This window comes from Pseudomonas meliae (assembly GCF_001400515.1).
GTDB classification, from domain to species: Bacteria; Pseudomonadota; Gammaproteobacteria; order Pseudomonadales; family Pseudomonadaceae; genus Aquipseudomonas; species Aquipseudomonas amygdali.
Genome location: NZ_LJQT01000133.1, coordinates 1 through 783, shown reverse-complemented (window position 1 = coordinate 783; position 783 = coordinate 1). Strand labels below are relative to the sequence as shown.

The window sequence follows — 783 nt, the reverse complement described above, 5'->3', positions numbered from 1 at the left end:
TTGTCTACACCCTCCTAGGTCGGCTTCTGGCAGCTAATTCTCCCATCAACTTAACTCACTGTATGAGCCTATAAGTGGAGAACGCCATGAACAGTAAAAAATCGACCTGGAAATTTATGTTGAGGTGTTTGTTTCTTCGTCAAGGTTTGGGGGCCGTCATGGTGTCGATTCCCTTGCTGGCTGCGCCTGTTTTTTCATGGGCAAAGGACGGCGCATTGACGTTGCATGGCAGTATCGTCAACAGCAGTTGCGTGATTTCCGACATTAATGTGAATACGCCTGTTGCTCATGCGCGCATTTTGCAAGTTGCACCGGGCATCAATATGCAGGTGAGCACTGAACACAATGCATGTGGTGATCAGGCCGTGCCCTTTGTCGCGCAGTATCAGGTACTTCCGGTCGCCGAGACCGACGGCGAGGCCCTGCAGGCCCGCGCTGGAGTCATCACGTTGAGCTATCAATAAATACAGATCTGTATTATTTTTTCGACCGGACTGTCACCCACGCTTAAGTGACGGTCCCGTGTCCGGTCAGCCCTTTCAAAACTGAAAGCGCCGTGATTTAAAACATCGGCGCCACACTGTTTAACAGCCGTAATTAGCCTACTTGCGCAAGACGCCTGGTTATTCCTACAGACCTGTCCTGCGTGTCGTGTTGTGTTGTCTGCGGGTTAAAAGTTATCCAGCTGACAGCATCGAAATAGGTCTGGATCTATAGTGCTCACCGTCCGATAGCGGGCACACACGACATAACACAAGGAAGGTCGTTAGGGAGACGCTGAAC

The 783-nt window shown here is 50.8% G+C and carries 1 protein-coding gene; it reads left to right on the top strand.

Annotated elements, in window-relative coordinates; translation table 11 throughout:
• The first annotated feature begins 86 nt into the window (after window positions 1-86).
• Window positions 87-464 (top strand): hypothetical protein, encoded by a 378-nt coding sequence (locus ALO64_RS05870; RefSeq protein ID WP_044345990.1) that lies wholly within the window; start codon window positions 87-89, stop codon window positions 462-464.
• Window positions 465-783: the final 319 nt, after the last annotated feature.